The organism is Phenylobacterium sp. GW823-FHT02A09 (genome assembly GCF_058797775.1).
Genome location: NZ_JBXAJZ010000001.1, coordinates 1,300,291 through 1,316,692, shown reverse-complemented (window position 1 = coordinate 1,316,692; position 16,402 = coordinate 1,300,291). Strand labels below are relative to the sequence as shown.

General features: G+C 69.2%; 16 protein-coding genes. 3 read left to right on the top strand and 13 right to left on the bottom strand.

The genetic code is table 11. The features are described from left to right. The first annotated feature begins 22 nt into the window (after positions 1-22). Positions 23-919, top strand: a complete 897-nt coding sequence (gene folD / locus AC1Q87_RS06760) for a bifunctional methylenetetrahydrofolate dehydrogenase/methenyltetrahydrofolate cyclohydrolase FolD (RefSeq protein ID WP_492608200.1) — start codon at positions 23-25, stop codon at positions 917-919. Here folD and AC1Q87_RS06755 read toward each other — a convergent pair. From AC1Q87_RS06755 to AC1Q87_RS06740, 4 genes are read right to left on the bottom strand one after another with little or no spacing between them, the layout of a single operon-like run. Then, entirely contained in the window at positions 916-1,533 is a 618-nt protein-coding gene (locus tag AC1Q87_RS06755; RefSeq protein WP_492608199.1) for an ABC-type transport auxiliary lipoprotein family protein, read from the bottom strand. The two genes, folD and AC1Q87_RS06755, sit on opposite strands and share 4 nt — an antisense overlap. Next, on the bottom strand, positions 1,530-2,468 hold the full coding sequence (locus tag AC1Q87_RS06750) for an MlaD family protein (RefSeq protein WP_492608198.1): 939 nt from the start codon (positions 2,466-2,468) through the stop codon (positions 1,530-1,532). The genes AC1Q87_RS06755 and AC1Q87_RS06750 overlap by 4 nt, the downstream gene beginning before the upstream one ends. Then, a complete protein-coding gene (locus AC1Q87_RS06745; protein WP_492608197.1) occupies positions 2,468-3,286 on the bottom strand; it encodes an ABC transporter ATP-binding protein in 819 nt (272 codons plus the stop codon). Before AC1Q87_RS06745 ends, AC1Q87_RS06750 begins: the two co-directional genes overlap by 1 nt. Next, a complete protein-coding gene (locus AC1Q87_RS06740; protein ID WP_492608196.1) occupies positions 3,287-4,402 on the bottom strand; it encodes an MlaE family ABC transporter permease in 1,116 nt (371 codons plus the stop codon). 259 nt (positions 4,403-4,661) lie between these two features. On the opposite strand from AC1Q87_RS06740, the gene AC1Q87_RS06735 reads away from it, so the two are divergent. Next, positions 4,662-4,985, top strand: a complete 324-nt coding sequence (locus tag AC1Q87_RS06735) for a hypothetical protein (RefSeq protein ID WP_436061903.1) — start codon at positions 4,662-4,664, stop codon at positions 4,983-4,985. A 32-nt stretch (positions 4,986-5,017) separates the two neighbouring features. Then, complete coding sequence (locus tag AC1Q87_RS06730) at positions 5,018-5,533, top strand: YdcF family protein (RefSeq protein ID WP_492608195.1); 516 nt, start codon at positions 5,018-5,020, stop codon at positions 5,531-5,533. Here AC1Q87_RS06730 and AC1Q87_RS06725 read toward each other — a convergent pair. The 9 genes from AC1Q87_RS06725 to AC1Q87_RS06685 all read right to left on the bottom strand — a co-directional run bounded on the left by AC1Q87_RS06725 (position 5,515) and on the right by AC1Q87_RS06685 (position 16,287). Beyond that, positions 5,515-6,204: a response regulator gene (locus AC1Q87_RS06725; protein WP_492608194.1), complete on the bottom strand. Its 690-nt coding sequence runs from the start codon at positions 6,202-6,204 to the stop codon at positions 5,515-5,517. The two genes, AC1Q87_RS06730 and AC1Q87_RS06725, sit on opposite strands and share 19 nt — an antisense overlap. Continuing rightward, positions 6,201-8,879 (bottom strand): DUF4118 domain-containing protein, encoded by a 2,679-nt coding sequence (locus AC1Q87_RS06720; RefSeq protein WP_492608193.1) that lies wholly within the window; start codon positions 8,877-8,879, stop codon positions 6,201-6,203. The genes AC1Q87_RS06725 and AC1Q87_RS06720 overlap by 4 nt, the downstream gene beginning before the upstream one ends. Continuing rightward, positions 8,876-9,457, bottom strand: coding sequence for a potassium-transporting ATPase subunit KdpC (kdpC, locus tag AC1Q87_RS06715; protein ID WP_492608192.1), 582 nt, complete (start codon positions 9,455-9,457; stop codon positions 8,876-8,878). Before kdpC ends, AC1Q87_RS06720 begins: the two co-directional genes overlap by 4 nt. Before the next feature lie 12 nt (positions 9,458-9,469). Then, a complete protein-coding gene (locus AC1Q87_RS06710) occupies positions 9,470-10,180 on the bottom strand; it encodes a TorF family putative porin (protein ID WP_492608191.1) in 711 nt (236 codons plus the stop codon). 130 nt (positions 10,181-10,310) lie between these two features. Continuing rightward, positions 10,311-12,305: a potassium-transporting ATPase subunit KdpB gene (gene kdpB / locus AC1Q87_RS06705; protein ID WP_492608274.1), complete on the bottom strand. Its 1,995-nt coding sequence runs from the start codon at positions 12,303-12,305 to the stop codon at positions 10,311-10,313. A 94-nt stretch (positions 12,306-12,399) separates the two neighbouring features. Continuing rightward, entirely contained in the window at positions 12,400-14,109 is a 1,710-nt protein-coding gene (gene kdpA, locus AC1Q87_RS06700; RefSeq protein ID WP_492608190.1) for a potassium-transporting ATPase subunit KdpA, read from the bottom strand. Between the two features lie 286 nt (positions 14,110-14,395). After that, positions 14,396-14,851 carry a GtrA family protein gene (locus tag AC1Q87_RS06695; protein WP_492608189.1) on the bottom strand — a complete coding sequence of 152 codons (456 nt, stop codon included), beginning with the start codon at positions 14,849-14,851 and terminating at the stop codon, positions 14,396-14,398. Between the two features lie 84 nt (positions 14,852-14,935). Then, positions 14,936-15,283 carry a PRC-barrel domain-containing protein gene (locus AC1Q87_RS06690; protein WP_492608188.1) on the bottom strand — a complete coding sequence of 116 codons (348 nt, stop codon included), beginning with the start codon at positions 15,281-15,283 and terminating at the stop codon, positions 14,936-14,938. 59 nt (positions 15,284-15,342) lie between these two features. Then, positions 15,343-16,287, bottom strand: coding sequence for a winged helix-turn-helix transcriptional regulator (locus AC1Q87_RS06685; RefSeq protein WP_492608187.1), 945 nt, complete (start codon positions 16,285-16,287; stop codon positions 15,343-15,345). Positions 16,288-16,402: the final 115 nt, after the last annotated feature.

Genomic DNA, 16,402 nt, shown 5'->3' with positions numbered 1-16,402 from the left:
AGTTCCGACCCCAGGAGAGCGCATGTCCCAGGCCAAGATCATCGACGGCAAGGTCACGGCCGAGCGCCTGCGGGCCGAGGTGGCGGAAGAGGTCGCGGCGCTGAAGGCGCAGCATGGCCTGCAACCGGGCCTGGCGGTGGTGCTGGTCGGCGAGGATCCCGCCAGCCAGGTCTATGTCCGCTCCAAGGGCGAGCACTCCAAGGCCGCCGGCATGCACTCGGTGACCCATCGCCTGCCGGCCGACGTCAGCCAGGATGACCTGCTGAGCCTGGTGCGCCAGCTCAACGCCGATCCGGCGATCCACGGCATCCTCGTGCAGCTGCCGCTGCCCAAGGGCCTGGACGAGAAGGCGGTCATCGAGACCATCGACCCGGCCAAGGACGTCGACGGCCTGCACGTCGTCAACGCCGGCCGTCTGGCTCAGGGACTGCCCTCGCTGGTGCCGTGCACGCCGCTCGGCTGCATGATCATGCTCCGCGAGACGCTCGGCGACCTCAGCGGCAAGCGCGCCGTCGTCGTCGGCCGTTCGGTGCTGGTCGGCAAGCCGGTGGCCCAGCTGCTGCTGGCCGCCGACTGCACCGTGACCATCGCCCATTCGCGCACCCAGGACCTGGCCGCCGTCTGCCGCGAGGCCGACATCCTGGTCGCCGCCGTCGGCCGTCCGCAGATGATCAAGGCCGACTGGATCAAGCCGGGCGCGACGGTGATCGACGTCGGCATCAACCGCGTGCCGTTCCGCGATCCGGTCAAGGCCGCCGAAGGCAAGACCAAGCTCGTCGGCGACGTGGCCTACAAGGAGGCCTCGGCGATCGCCGGCGCCATCACCCCGGTGCCGGGCGGCGTCGGCTTGATGACCGTCGCGTGCCTGCTGAAGAACACTGTCACCGCCGCCAAGCGCATCGCCGGGCTGGAGGCCTAGGCCCCCCGGCCGTTCGTCCAGGCGACCAGTTCGCCCAGCGTCTGGCTGACCGCCTGGTCATAGGCCGCGACGATGGCCGAGACCCGGTTGTCGCCGGCGCGCACGCGGGCCTCGAACTGCTTGGACCCCGCCAGCAGCCGGTCCTGGCCAGTGAGCGTCGCGCGAAGGGAGACGACGATCTCGGGCGCGGCCTTGGCGCCTTGATTGTACTGGGCCTCGAACTGGGTCACGTCGACACGCAGCACGTAGTCGGCCTTGCTGAAATCGCCGCGGGTCAACAGCCGGGCAGGGCCGGCGTCGGCGTCGAACGCCCGTGACAGCGCCTCGCCGAACAGCACCGAGGCCGGCGACACCCAGCGGGAGTCGGCGACATAGGCCGCCCGGCTGCCAGTCATGGTCAGCATGCGGTCGTTGGCGGCCGCCTGCACGAAGGATCCGCCCAGCCGCGCCACCGCGAACGGCGAGGCCTGCCCTGCGGCGACGGGCTGTATTTCGCCGTCAAAGCGGTAGAGCTGGGCCGGCTTCTCGTCGGGCAGCAAGGTGATGCAGCCGGCGAGCAGGGCGGCGCAGACGGCCAGGGCGAGGGCGGGGAGGGTGCGCTTCAGGGCGTTCATGGCTTGACCTTGACCTCCTGGGCCGGGGACTTGCCGACCAGGCCGCGGGGGTTGGCTTCAACGTCGCGGATCAGCCGATCCAGGGAATCGGCGGTCTGCTGCAGGGACTGGATCGCCGAGGTGAGCTGCGGCAGCCCATTGGTGGCGAAGTCGTTGGTCGGGCCGTCCAGGCGCCCGACCATGGTGCGGATATCCTTGGCCGCGACCTGCGCCTCGCCGGCGGCGTCGGCCAGATTGGCCAGGGTGCGTTTGCCTTCGCCGTCGACCAGGTTCTGGCTCGACTTGGTGAGCTCGGTGATCTGCGCGGCCGCCGCATCGATGCTCTGCAGCGCCTTCTGGGCGTCGGCGATCAGGGCCTTGCGCTCGCGCAACTCGGCGGTGACGGCCTGGGCGTCCTCGACCGCGTCGCCGAACTTCTTGATGTTCTGATCGGACAGCACGCGGTTGACGCGGTCCAGCGCCTCGACCGTGCGGGTCAGCACCGTGCCGCCGCCCTCCAGCAGGTCAGACAGGGCGCTGCGCTGGGTGCGCAGCTTGGGCACCTTGCCGGGATCGACGGTGTCTTTCAGCAGCCGCTTGGCCGGCGAACCGGCGGTGATCTGCACGTAGTTGATGCCGGTGATGCCTTGCGGCTCCAGGGTCGCAAACGAGTCGACGCGGATCGGCACGTCGGAGGTGACGCGAGCGCGGGCGATGACGCGGTTCGGATCGGCCGGATCGAGCTGAATCTTGGTCACCTCGCCGACCTTGATGCCATTGAAATGGACTTCGCCGCCCTGGCTCAGCCCCCGCACCGGCCCTTGGAAGATGATGTCGTAGAGGTCGTAGTCCTGGGCGAAGCTCAGCCGCGCCAGCCAGACCACGAAGATCAGCAGGCCGGTCACCAGCAGCAGGGTCGAAAAGCCCACCAGGGCGTAGTTGGCGTCTTTTTCCATCAGGCGGGTGTCCCGGCTCTATGGGCCGCTTCAGCCGCGGCGCGGCCGCGCGGTCCAAGGAAGTACTCTTTGATCCACGGATGTTCTGAACGCTCAAGCTCGGCGACGGGCGCCACCTCGACCACGTGTTTGTCCGCCAGCACGGCCACGCGGTCGGTGATGGAGTAGAGCGTGTCGAGGTCGTGGGTGATCATGAACACCGTCAGGTCGAGGCTGTCGGACAGGTCGCGGATCAGCTCGTCGAACGCGCCGGCGCCGATCGGGTCGAGGCCGGCGGTGGGCTCGTCCAGGAAGAGAAGCTGCGGGTCCAGCGCCAGCGCTCGGGCCAGGCCCGCCCGTTTGCGCATGCCGCCCGACAGCTCGGCGGGCTTCAGGTCGCCGGCGCCGGCGCGCAGCCCGACCAGGGCGATCTTCAGGTCGGCGAGCTCGTGCACCACGCGGCGGGGCAGCTTGGTGTGTTCGTACATCGGCGCGGCGACGTTCTCGCGCACGGTCAAGTTCGAGAACAGCGCGCCTTGCTGGAACAGCACGCCCCAGCTGCGCTCGATCTCAGACCAGCGGCGGCGGCTGGTGCGCTGGATGTCCTGGCCCAGCACTTTGATCGTGCCGGCGTCCGGCCGGCGCAGGCCGATGATCGAGTTGAGCAGCACCGACTTGCCGGTGCCCGAGCCGCCGACCACGCCCAGCACCTCGCCGCGCTCGACGGTCAGGTCGAGATTTTCGTGCACCACGTGGTCGCCGAACTGCGAGCGCAGGCCGCGCACCTCGATGGCGGGACCGTCGTCGTCGAGCAGGGATTGGTTCGCCAGATCCGACACCTAGACACCTATCTGCATGTAGATCAGCGCAAATACGGCATCGATCAGGATGATCGCGAAGATAGCGTGCACGACCGCGGCGGTGACCCGGCGGCCGAGCGACTCGACGTCGCCGCCGACTTCCATGCCCTGGCGGCAACCGATGCCGGCGATCACCGCGGCCATGATCGGCGCCTTCGACAGCCCGATCCAGAAGTGGGTGACGCCGACATTGTCGAGGATCCGCTGCAGGAAGAAGGCGGGACCGAGGTCGAGCACGGTCCACGTCACCAGCAGACCGCCCATCAGACCGGCGATGGTGGCCACGAAGGTCAGCAGCGGAATGATCGCCAGCAGGGCGGCGAACCGCGGGAAGACCAGGGCCTCGAACGGATCGACGCCGAGCACCTTCATGGCGTCGACCTCCTGGTTCATCTTCATCGATCCGATCTCGGCGGCGAAGGCCGAGGCCGAGCGGCCGGCCAGCAGGATCGCCGTGATCAGGATGTTGAACTCGCGGAACACCGCGATGCCGATCAGTTCGACCGCAAACACCTCGGCCCCGAACTGCCGCAGCATGTTGGCGCCCAGCAGCCCGACGACCGCGCCGATGAAGAACGACGTCAGGGTGACGATGGGAATGGCGTCGAGGCCGGCGCGCTCGGCCAGCGAGACGCAGGCCGCCCAGCGGATCCGCGCCGGATTGACGATCGTGCGGCCGACGACCACCAGCAGGTGGCCGACGAACACCATGGTCTCGAAGATTTCGGTGCCGAGGTTGAACACCCCGCGGCCGGTGCGGATCGCCAGTTCGTAGAAGCCGCGTGGCTCCTGGCGTTTGACCGGCTTGTCCCGCGCCGCCGCTGCGACCAGGTCCAGCAGCCGATGGGTTTCAGGGCGCGCATCGATGTGGTTGGCGACGGGGTGACCGGCGACCGCGCGCAGGATTCCGTAGGCGCCGGCGGTGTCGAGCCGGCGGATCGTCGTCAGGTCGATCCCGGAGAGGTTCTCGCCGCGCACAGCGGCCACCAGGCGGCTGACCGCGTCGCCCGCGGCCGTGGCCGTCCAGTCGCCCGAGAGGACCGCCCGGCGGCCGCCATCGGCCTCCATCACGCTGAAATCGGCGGGTCGTTCCATAGGCTCGCGTCGGGCCTCTTCAGCTAGCGTCCGCTTGAGTCGAAACGCCTCAAGCTTGAACCTACCAGAGCCGCCTCAACACGCCGAACGCCTTATGGCGAAGGTTGTTCCGTGGCGCCAGCGTATCGAACGCGTCTCGCGACAAGGTGATCCTAGGTCGCAGGCGGCGGCCAAGATTTCGCCCAAGTCGCAGGCCCTAAGAGGGCCGGGGCCTCTCAGTCCGAGCCCTGAACATATGCCTATCAGTCGGGAGCGTGGGTTGACCCGTCGTCACTTCGAGATCGCCGGAAAGTCCGGCGCCCTCTACCGGTACTCGGTTCTGGAGGAGGATCGCGTCCTGCCGCCGGCCGGCGCGAACTACGTCATCTGCAAGCCTGCGGATCGCGGCGTGGACATCCTGTTCGTCGGCGAGACCGACAGCTTGGCGCGGATCGCCTGGCGCGAGCAGCTCGCCTATGCGCGCGACACCTATGGCGACGACGCCGACGTGCTGACACGCCTGAATGTGCGCAGCGCCGTGCGTCTGGCCGAGCAGGAAGACCTGCTGGAAGAATACCGCCCGCCGATGAACGCCGGGGCCTAGCGCCAGCGTTCGGGCGTCGCCATTCTCCGGCCGTGCCTGATCCTCTTATCGTCATTCTCGGCGCCGCCGTTCGCCCGGACGGTCGCGCCAGCCCAGCCCTGCTGCGCCGCATCGAGGGCGGCTTTCGGCTGGCCCAAGCCCACCCTGCGAGTTTGGTGTTCTGCTCGGGCGGCGTCGGGCGCTACGGCCCGTCCGAGGCCTCGATCATGGCCGAGCGGCTGACCGCCATGGGCCTGCCGGCCGATCGACTGGTGTTGGACCAGGCGAGCCTCGACACCCTCCAGACGGTGGTCGCCGCCGCCCGATACGTCTGCGCCCATGGCCTGCCGGGCGTGATCGTCTGCACCGACAGCTATCACACGCCGCGCACGCGGCTGTGCTTCGCGGCCCTGGACGTTCCCAGCGTCGATGGTTCGGTGTTGGCCGGTCCGCGCCAGATGGGCTGGGGCGCGTGGTGGCGGATGCGGCTGCGGGAGATCCCGGCGATCCCCTATGACGGGCTGCTGGCGCTCACCAAGCGCCGCGCGCTTCAGGCGGTCCAGCGGTAGCCGACCCCCGGTTCTGTGGTGATCAGGCTGGGGGCGGCCGGATCCGGCTCGACCTTCTGGCGCAGCTGGGCGACGAACACCCGCAGGTACTGCACGTCGGCCTCGTGCGCCGGGCCCCAGACGGCGGTCAGCAGCTGGCGATGGGTGACCACCTTGCCGCCGCCGGCGACCAGCTGGGCCAGCAAGTCATACTCCTTTGGCGACAGGCGGATGGCATGCCCGCCGCGGGTCACCAGCCGCTTGATCAGGTCCACGGTCAGGTCGCCCGCCGTGACCACCGGCTCGGCCCCCGCGGACCTCAGCCGGTGGCGCAGGGCGACGCGAAGACGCGCCAGCAACTCCCCGACTCCAAACGGCTTTTCCACATAGTCGTCGGCTCCCATGTCGAGGGTGTCGATCTTCTCGGTCTCCTTGTCGCGGGCCGAGAGCACGATGATCGGGCCGTCGTAGAACGCCCGCGCGCGGGTCAAAGCCTCCTTGCCGTCGAAGTCGGGCAGACCAAGGTCCAGCACCACGGCGTCGGGCGCCTTGCGGGCGATCTCCTTCAGGCCGTCGGCGGCGGTGTCGGCGCGCACCGGCTCGTAGCCGGCCGCCTCCAGCGCCGGCTGCAGGAACCGGTGGATCTGCGGCTCGTCGTCGATGACCAGGATGCGGGGACGGCTGGCGCTCACAGCATGTGCCCCGGCATGACGTGCTCCTTGGGCAGGCTGATCAGGATGCGGGTGCCGCGACCGTCGTGGATCGGGCTGGCGGCGGCGATCCGTCCGCCCATCGCCTCGACGAAGCCCTTGGAGATCGCCAGACCCAGCCCCGCGCCCTTGCCGCGGTCGGTGGCTTCCTCCATGCGGCGGAACTTCTCGAACACGCGCTCCAGTTCCTCGGTCGGAATGCCGCGACCCTCGTCCTCGATGGAGATCACCACATTGCCGCGGTCCTCATAGGCGGCGACCTCGATGGCCGAGCCGTCCGGGCTATAGGCGATCGCGTTCTCGAGGATGTTCACCAGGGCCTGCTCCAGCAGCGACGCGTCAGCCTTGACCATCGACAGCTGGGCGGGGAAGTCGCGCGCCACGCTGCGCTTGTCCAGCCGCCGCTGCACCCGCTCGACGGCGGCGCGCAGCACGTCGCGGATGTCGACCCACTCGCGGCGTGTGACCAGGGCCCCGCCCTCCAGCCGGGTCATGTCCAGCAGATCGCCGACATAGCGGTTCAGACGTTCGGCTTCCTCGCGAATGGACTGAAGAAGGTCATGTTGGACATTGGGTTTCAACGACTTTCCGTAATCGATGAGCGTCGTCACCGAGCCCAGGACCGTGGACAGCGGCGTGCGCAGGTCATGGCTGACCGAGTTGAGCAGCGCGCCCCGCAGGCGGTCCGTGCGGCGCAGGGCCTCGGCGTCGGCCGCCTGGGCGGCGAACTCGGCCCGTTCCAACGCCACGGCGCCCTGATCGAGCAGGGCGGCGACGAACCGCTCATTGTCCTCGGCGGCCAGGGCGCGCGGCTCTACCCCCGCCACGCCGGCGCGCGCCTTGACCCCCTGCAGCGGCCGGAAGGTCCAGGCGGAGTTGGGCAGGGTGCCGGTCCCGGCCCCGGCCGGCTCGCCCTTTTCCCAGGCCCAGCGGGCGGCGGCCATGTCGCCCGGGGCCAGGGCTTCCAGCGCCGGCGAGGCGGCGGTCAGCGCCAGGTCCTCGCGTTCTGGCGTCAGCACCACCGCCGCGCCGCTGGTGGCCGCCGCCAGTTGTTCGGCCAGGGCCTGGGCGGCCGTGTCCTGCTTGGCCGCCGATGACAGCCGGCGGCTGGCGGCCAGCAGCGCCGAGATCGCCGAGGCCCGCTGCGCCACTGCGCGGGCCTGGTCGCGGATCCGGCCGGTCAGCCAGCCGGTGGTCAAGGCCACGGCGAAGAACACCCCGAAGGTCAGGACGTCGGCGGGGTGGCCGATACGGACCGTCAGCCGCGGCTCCAGGAAGAAGAAGTTGTAGATGAAGGCGCTCAGCGTCGCCGCCGTCAGCGCCGGCCACAGCCCGAAAGCCAGGCCGCTGACCAGTACGCTGAGCATGAAGATCATCGCCAGGTTGGCGGTCTCGGCCACCTGGAAGGTGACGCTGGCCAGCATGGCGGCGACCACGACCAAGGCGATCGCCGCGACATGGCCGGCCCAAGGCCAGGCGCGCAGCGGAACCGCATGCCGCGCGGGCGGCGGCTCGGCCTCGCCCTGTTCGGTCACCACGTGCAGCGCCGCGCCCTGCGCTTCGTCCAACAGGGCGCGGATCAACGAGCGGCGGAACGGATTGCGGCGGCGGCGCCCCGACTTGCCGACCACGATCTGGGTGACGTTGTTGCGCCGGGCATAGTCGAGCACGCTGGCGACCAGATCGTCGCCGGTCAGGACGACGGTGGCCGCGCCGAGTTGCTCGGCCAGCTTCAGGGCCTCGTTCAGCCGCGCCTGGCCGCCCGGCGGCGCCGGCCGCGCGTTCGGCCGCTCGACGTGGGCGACGATCCAGGGCGCGTCCATCATCATGTCCGACAGCCGCCGTCCGGTGCGAACCAGCGCCCCGGCCGAGCCGTCCGGTCCGACCAGGACCAGAATCCGCTCGCCCGCCGCCCAGGGGCCCTCGACGCCGGCGGCCTTCATCGCCCCGATCAGCTGGTCGTCGACCGTCTGGGCGGCGCGGCGCAGGGCCAGTTCGCGCAGCGCGGTCAGGTTCTCGGGCTTGAAGAACCGCTCGGCCGCCAGCCGCGCGGTGTCGCCGATATAGACCTTTCCCTCCGCCATCCGCTCGCGCAGCTCGGAAGGGGTGATGTCGATCAGCTCGATCTCGTCGGCCCGCGACAGGGCGCTGTCGGGCACTGTTTCGCGCTGGCGCACGCCGGTGATCTTCCAGACCACCTCGCGCAGGCTCTCCAGGTGCTGGACGTTCAGCGTCGTCCAGACGTCGATCCCCGCCGCCAGCAGCTCTTCGACGTCCTGCCAGCGCTTGGCGTGGCGCGAGCTGGGGGCGTTGGAGTGGGCGTATTCGTCGACCAGCAGCAACTGCGGCCGGCGGGCGAGGGCGGCGTCCAGGTCGAACTCCAGCAGCGTCCGCTCGCGGTACTCGATCGGCCGGCGGGCCATCACCTCCAGCCCGCGCAACAGCGACTGGGTCTCGCGCCGGCCGTGGGTCTCGACCACCCCGACAACGACGTCGCCGCCCTCCGCCTTTCGGCGGCGAGCGGCGCGCAGCATCTCGAAGGTCTTGCCGACCCCTGGGGACATGCCGAGGAACACCTTCAGGCGTCCTCGGCCCGGCTGTTTGGTCGCCGCCAGAAGGGCGTCCGGGTCCGGCCGTCTGGGTTCGTCCATGCTCATCGGGTCGGGGGCGGGAAGCGGGCGTCGAGGGCGAGGTTGGTCATCAGCACATTGACCCTCGGCTGGCCGAGGACGCCGAAGGTGCGCCCTTCCACATGGCTCTGCAACAGCGCGCGCACCTGGGCCGGATCGACGCCGCGGGCCGTGGCGATGCGTTCGGCCTGCAGCATCGCGTACCGGGGCGAGACGTCGGGGTCGAGCCCCGAGCCCGAGGCCGTGACCGCGTCGGCCGGGATCGTCCCCTTGGCGCCTTGCGCACGCAGGGCGGCGGCGCGTTCGGCGACTTGCTTGGCCAGATCGGGGTTCAGCGGGCCGAGGTTCGAGCCCGACGAGGCGCCGGCGTCATAACCGTCGGCGCCGGCCGCCGAGGGGCGCGGGTGCAGGTACTTCGGCTGCGCGAAGTTCTGGCCGACCAGTTCCGAGCCGACCACCTTGCCGCCTTCGAGAACGAGACTGCCGTTGGCCTGGCGCGGGAAGGCGGCCTGGCCGACGCCGGTGATCAGCAGCGGATAGGCGAGACCCAGCAGCAGGGTGAAGAAGGCCATCGAGACGACGGCGGGGCGGATAAGGGAAAGCATGGTCACGCCTCCTTAGAACGCGGCCTTGAGACCGAGGACGACGCGGCTCTCGTAGAGATCGCCGAAGTCGTGCTCGTCGGTGTCGTGATAGCGCAGGTCGACCCCGAGGAAGTCGGTGAGGGCGTAACCGACGCCGAGGTTCCAGGTGGTGTAGTCGCCCTCATAGTCGACGTCCTGATAGCCGACGGCGCCTGAGACAGAGATCTTCTCGGCGACCGGGGTCGAACCGTTGAGCTCGAAGTAGGTGGCCTTGCCGGAGCCGCCGAAGAAGTCGTCGGAATAGTAGACGCCGGCGCCGAGGGTCGCCGGGCCGACCGGGACCGATCCGGCGACCTTTACCTCGATGAAGTCCTGGTCCGAACCGGTCGGGGCGTTGATGTAGCCGTAGTAGATGACGCCGAGGTCGAGGCTGACCGGGCCGAGCTGCGGTCGAACGCCGGTGTAGAGGTCGAGCTCGAAGTCGGTGTCGTTGCCGAAATCGACGTTGGACAGCCAGCCGCCGGCATAGATCAGGCCGCCGACAGTAGCGTCGACGCCGCCCGAGATCTGCGGATTTTCGTCGGTCTGGCTGACCCCGCGCCAGACATAGTCGGTCGCGGCGCCGAAGTTGAACGACAGATCGATCGGGCTGGCGTCTTCGGCGAAGGCGGGAGCGGCGAAGAGCGAGATCGCAGCGAAGCCGGCGCCGGCGAGGCTGTGACGGCGGAGGCGGAAGAGAGACATCGGGGAGGTCCTGGTAAGAGTGTTCTTGGAGGCGTTGGTCATCGGGAGCCTCAGACGATCCCGCCAATGAAGGCGCAGGCGAAGAGCAGGGCGATTAGCCCCAACGAGACGAGGGTTTCACGCATCAGCATCAGGCGAGCCCCAGCCCCGAGATCGCCAGGTCGATCAGCTTGATGCCGACGAACGGCGCAACCAGGCCGCCGAGGCCGTAGAGCAGCAGGTTGCGCGACAGCAGCTTGGCCGCGCCGATCGCACGGTAACGAACGCCGCGCAGCGCCAGCGGGATCAGCGCCACGATGATCAGAGCGTTGAAGATCACCGCCGACAGGATCGCGCTTTCCGGGCTGTGGAGGTTCATGATGTTCAGCGCGGCCAGGCTGGGCAGAGCGACCACGAACATCGCCGGAATGATCGCGAAGTACTTGGCCACGTCGTTGGCGATCGAGAAGGTGGTCAGCGCGCCGCGGGTGATCAGCATCTGCTTTCCGACCTCGACGATCTCGATGACCTTGGTCGGGTCGCTGTCGAGATCGACCATGTTGCCGGCCTCGCGGGCGGCCTGGGCGCCGGTCTGCATGGCCACGCCGACGTCGGACTGAGCGAGCGCGGGAGCATCGTTGGCCCCGTCGCCGCACATGGCGACCAGCCGGCCCTTGGCCTGTTCCTCGCGGATCAGCCGCAGCTTGTCCTCGGGGGTGGCCTCAGCCAGGAAGTCGTCGACGCCGGCTTCAGAGGCGATGGCCGCGGCGGTGACCGGGTTGTCGCCGGTGATCATCACCGTGCGCAGGCCCATGCGGCGCAGGTCGGCGAACCGCTCCTTCACGTTGGGCTTCACCACGTCCTTCAGGTGGATCACCCCGACCAGGACGCCGTTCTCGCTGACCGCCAGCGGGGTGCCGCCGGAGCGGGCGATGCGGTCCACCGCCGCCGACAGTTCGGCCGGGATCTGTTCGGGCGACAGTCCCAGGCCGCGCACCACCGCATCGACCGCGCCCTTGCGCCAGGACTGGCCGTCGGCGTCCAGGCCGGACTGCCGGGTGGTGGCGCTGAACGGAATGATCGTCGCGCCGTGCGGCGCTTCGAAGTCCAGGCCCTCGCCGCGGGCCAGGTCGACGATCGAGCGGCCTTCCGGCGTCTCGTCGCCCAGCGAGGCCATCAGCGTGGCGCGCATCGCCGCCTCGGGCCGCACGCCAGGCGCGGCGATCACCTCGGTGGCCATGCGGTTGCCGAAGGTGATGGTGCCAGTCTTGTCGAGCAGCAGGGTGTCGACGTCGCCGGCCGCCTCGACCGCCCGGCCGGACGTGGCCAACACGTTGACCTTCAGCAGCCGGTCCATGCCGGCGATACCGACGGCCGACAGCAGCCCGCCGATGGTCGTGGGGATCAGGGTGATGAACAGCGCGCCCAGCACCATCGGCGAGAGCTGCACGCCCGAGAACTTGCCCAGGCCGAGCAGGGTCACGACCGCGATCAGGAAGATCAGGGTCAGGCCGGCCAGCAGCACGGCCAGGGCGATCTCGTTGGGCGTCTTGCGGCGGTCGGCGCCTTCGACCATGGCGATCATGCGGTCGAGGAAGGTCTGGCCGGCCTCGGAGGTGATCCGCACCTTGATCCAGTCCGAGACGACGGTGGTGCCGCCGGTGACCGCCGAGCGATCGCCGCCGCTTTCGCGGATCACCGGGGCGGACTCGCCGGTGATGGCCGCCTCGTTGACCGAGGCGACGCCCTCGATGATCTCGCCGTCGGCCGGGATCACGTCGCCGGCCTCCACCAGCACCACCTCGCCGACCCCCAGCTTGTGGGCCGGGGTGGGGACGATGGTCCCGGTCGCCGGATCGACGATCAGCTTGGCCTTGGTGGTGACGCGCGAGGCGCGAAGGGAGTCGGCGGCCGCCTTGCCGCGGCCCTCGGCGACGCTCTCGGCCAGGTTGGCGAAGAGCACGGTGGCCCAGAGCCAGAGCGCGATCTGGATTTCGAACCCGAACGGACGGCCGGCGACGATCTCGTTGATCGCCGAGGCGCTGGCCAGCAGCGCGACGATCCAGGTGGCGAAGATCACCGGATTGCCGGTCAGTTTGCGCGGGTCGAGCTTGACCACCGCGTCGCGGGCGGCGCGGGCGATCATCGGACCCGAAAGGCTGGTGGCGAGGGTGGAGGCCTTGCGGCGGCTCTCGCCCTGCGGTGCGTAGGATGCGGTCATGTGCTGACGCCTTGAAGGGTTAGCGGCCGGCCAGCACGTCGAGCACCTGGAAGTGCTCGACGATAGGGCCGAGGGCGAGGGCCGGGAAGAACTGCAGCCCGCCGAGGATGAGGATCACGCCGATCAGCAGGCCGACGAACTGGCCGCTGTCGGTGGGCAGGGTGCCGGCTGACGGGGCCAGCTTGGGCTTGGCGATCAGCGAGCCGGCGATGGCTAGCACCGCAACGATCGGCACGAACCGGCCCATCAGCATCGCCAGGCCCAGGGTGGTGTTCCACCATGGCGCGTTGGCGGTCAGGCCGGCGAACGCCGAGCCGTTGTTGGCCGTGGTCGAGACGTAGGCGTAGAGGATCTCCGACAAGCCGTGCGGACCCTGGTTCAGCAGGCCCTTGAGCGCCTCGGGCAGCACCGCGGCGACCGCCGAGAAGCCCAGCATCGACAGCGGCACGACCAGCACCGCCAGCATGGCGAGCTTGATCTCCTTGGCCTCGACCTTCTTGCCCAGATACTCGGGCGTGCGGCCGACCATCAGTCCGGCGACGAACACCGCCAGCAGCGCCATGACGACCATGATCGCCACGCCCGAGCCGATGCCGCCGGGCAGGATTTCGCCCAGCATCATCAGGAACATCGCGATCCCGCCGCCGAGCGGCATGTAGCTGCCGTGCATGGCGTTGACCGAGCCGTTCGAGGCGCCGGTGGTCTGCGCGGTCCAGGCGGCCGAGGCTGCCGGACCGAAGCGGACCTCCTTGCCCTCCATGTTGGCGCTGGCGTCGACGTGGGCGGCGACCAGGGCAGGGGGGCTTTGGGTCTCGGCCAGGTAGACGCCGGCCGCGCCGAGCGACAGCAGCACGGCGGCGGCCGCGACCAGCGCTCGGATGTCCTTGAACGCCTTGGCCGAGCGGCCGAAGGCGAAGAAGGCGGCCCAGCCCAGCACGTTGATCGACACCGCGGTCAGGAAGTTGGTCAGCGGGGTCGGGTTCTCGAACGGGTGGGCGGAGTTGACGTTGAAGATCCCGCCGCCGTTGATGCCCAGCTGCTTGATGGCCAGCTGACTGGCGACAGCGAACAGCGACAGCTTCTGCTCGCCGCCCTCCAGCGTCGCGGCCTGCGCCGACGCAGCCAGGGTTTGGGGCACGCCGAGCGCGACCAAGGTCAGCGCCAGCACGATCGAGGCCGGCAGCAGCACGTAGAGCGTGGTGCGGGTCAGGTCGGCCCAGAAGTTGCCGACGCCTTCGCTGCGATGGCCGACGAAGCCGCGCGCCAGGGCCGCGGCGATGGCCGCGCCGGTGGCCGCGGAGACGAAGTTCTGAACCGTCAGCGCCGCCATCTGGCTGAACTGAGACATGGTCGTCTCGCCGCCATAGGACTGCCAGTTGGTGTTGGTCACGAAGCTGGCGGCGGTGTTGAACGCCAGGTGCGCGCTCACCCCGTCGAAGCCCTGCGGGTTCAGCGGCAGGCCGCCCTGCAGCCGCAGGATCGCGTAGACCAGAGCGAAGCCCGCCGCATTGAAGGCCAGCAGCGCGGCGGCATAGCCGAACCAGGTCTGGCTCTTGTTCGCGTCGACGCCGCAGCCGGCGTAGACCAGCCGCTCGACGGGCCGCAGCACCGGATCGAGCCAGGTGCGTTCCCCGTTCCAGACCCGGGACATATAGACGCCTAAAGGCCAGCCGAGCCCGATGGCCACGGCCAGCGTCAGGGCGATCTCCGCCCATCCTTGCCAAGTCATGTCAGTGATCCGTCAGAAGCGCTCGGGGCGCAGCAGCGCGGCGAGCATGTAGGCGGCCACGGCGATCGCGCCGCCCGCCCAGAGGAGATCGACGAGCATCTTCAGATGCGCCTCAATCCGACGACGAAAAGCGCGAACAGGGCGAACGCCCCCGCGCCGACGCCGAGAAAGATGAGATCCGCCAAGGCAGAGCCTCCATAGCCAGGTTCAGGCCAGGAGGATGCGCCCCTCAAGCGTCAGGGTTCGAGACGGGACACGCCCGTCGCGCATAAGGGAAACGTAAAGGTCAGCCGGCGCGCGCGAAGGTGAAGCGCCGGTGGCCGATCCAGCTGGTCGCCACCGGCACGGCGATCGCCAGGGCATGGCCGAGGGTCTCGGCGTGCCAGGTGAAGCCGAGCATCGGGAAAACGCCGCGCACCAGCAGCGTCGCGGTCAGGAAGGTCAGGGTCGCGCCGATCGCGTTGACGATCGCGAAGTTGCGCGCCTGCACGCCGATCGGCAGCGGCGAACCGGGGAACACCAGCAGCCGGAACAACACGAAGGCGACGGCCATGCCCGTGGCGTAGGCGCAGATCACCGCCGCCTCGAACGGCAGCACCAGGCTCCAGGCGAAGCGCGAGCCGAAGTTCGTGCCGGCCGCCAGGCCGCCGACGGTCAGGAACCGCGCAAAGCGCAGCACGTCGAAACCCAGCGGCTTCCAGCCGGGCCCCGCGGTCAGAACGTGTTGGTCGATCGACGCCATGACGGCGATCTTGGCGCGCCATGGTTGAGAAAACGCTCACGTGGCGACGTTTTTCTCGCGCGGACCTTGTCAGGTGGCGACGGGCTAGACCGGATCGACCCGGAAATAGCGCTCGGCCTGCTCGCTCCAGCCGTAGGCCGTCTCGTTCATCTGCTCGCGGTCGTACGCCGGGCTGTTCTTCAGCAGCTCCTTGGTCAGATCGGTCAGGTAACTGTCCGAACCTTCGTCGTAGCGCAGCGCCCGCCAGGGGATCGGATGGAACTTGCCGCTGGTCCCGAACAGGCCGCCGAACTCCAGCGCCACGAATCGCGCCTGACCGGTGTCGCGCTCGAAGTAGATCTCGCGGATCGTGCCCAGCTTCTTGCCGGAAGCGTCCTTCAACGGCGCCCCCAGAAGGTTGGCGCTGCGGATCATCAGGCTGTCCAGGCTCATTACGTCCCTCCAATTCCGCGTGGGGAACGCCTAGCTGCGCTGTTCGATCCCGCAGGGCTCTAGGCGGCGCTGGCCTTGCGGTCCTTGGTTCGCCGTTCGGTCACCGTTTCGGGGGTGAGGGGATGGCGGCACTCGCTGCAGATCACCACGCTGTCGACCGGGTGGCCGCACTGGTTGTGGGTGACGATGACCGGCGGCTGATCGTCCTCGAGCAGCCACTTGTCGGCCCAGATCAGCAGGGCCAGGGCGTGCGGATAGAGATCCTTGCCCTTCTTGGTCAGCCAGTACTCATAGCGCGGCGGCGACATTTCGTAGAGCCGCCGCTCGAACACGCCGTTGGCCACCAGCACGCGCAGGCGGTCGGTCAGGATGTTGGTGGCGATGTCCAGCATCGACTGGATGTCGTCGAACCGGTGGATGCCGAAGTACTGGGTCGAGATGACCAGCCCCGTCCAGCGGTCGCCGGTCATGTCGACGACGTCGGCGACTGGGCGCGTGGCGTCCTCGGCCGCGGACTGGCGGCGGCGGTGCAGACGCGCGATCTCGACTTCTTCGTAGCCGGCGCCCGGCCCCGGATGATGGCTGCAGGTGTGCAGCGAGACGTCGCCGCCGCAGTGGCGGCAGACCATCATCGGCAGCATCGACTTGCCGCATTCGGTGTGGACTAGACCGGCCGGACCGTTGGGCGCGGTGGCGTCCCAGCGGATGCCCCAGCACCACGCGATCAGCACGGAGTCGAACAGGTCCAGGCCCATCGGCGTCAGGTGATAGGACTGACGCGCCGCGCCCTCGCGATGTGCGCGCTGTTCGAAGATGCCGCTGGCGACCAAGCCGCGCAGGCGATTGGAGAGCGTGTTGCGCGGCGCGCCGGTCCGCGCGCGGAACTCCTCGTATCGCGTCGCGCCGCGGAAGGCCTCCTGGATGATCAGCTGACTCCAGCGATCGCCTATCGTGTTCAGCGCTCGGTGGACGGAGTTCTTGATGATCTTGCGGGTGCGGGCCATGGGTCTCCTGCATCCAGGCGTATAGCCGCACAACCCCCATGTCTAGTTGGGATTGGCCGCCAAAAGCGCGCCGCGGGCGTCAGGCGGATATCAAAAAGTCCATTTTTGAAAGCAA